Below are 361 nucleotides of genomic sequence, written 5' to 3'. Positions count from 1 at the left end.
TGACCACTCCACTACCGTGCGAAACTCACTCCAGCCATCGATCAGGGGATTCGCACGCCCCGGCTATCTCACTCCTCCGCCCGTTCCACGCCCGTCACCTCGAACCGCGCGCCGCCGTCGCGGCCCTCGGCGACCCCGTCGACGCGGTGCTCGATTCGCTTCCGGGCGACGAAGAGGTCGGTGTCGAACGCGTCCGCGTCCTGGCCGTCGGCGGGTGCGACCGCGACCTGCCGGACGTCGGGTTCGGCCTCGCGAGCGGTCGCGCCGAGGTCGCTCGCGTCCGTCGGCACGTCCCGCCACTCGAGGACGTCCACGCCACGGGCGGCGAGCTCCTCGGCGACGAGACCCTGGAGCGCCTCGC

The 361-nt window shown here is 72.9% G+C and carries 1 protein-coding gene; it reads right to left on the bottom strand.

What is annotated here, in order from left to right; genetic code table 11:
• Positions 1-68: 68 nt before the first annotated feature.
• On the bottom strand, positions 69-361 hold a 293-nt coding region (locus tag SM753_RS20295; protein WP_323192896.1), incomplete at its 5' end, for a hypothetical protein.

This window comes from Halostella sp. PRR32 (assembly GCF_034808085.1).
Classification (GTDB): Archaea; Halobacteriota; Halobacteria; order Halobacteriales; family Natronoarchaeaceae; genus Halostella; species Halostella pelagica.
Note: the sequence above shows the minus strand (reverse complement) of the source record. Positions and strands in the feature narration are given on the sequence as shown.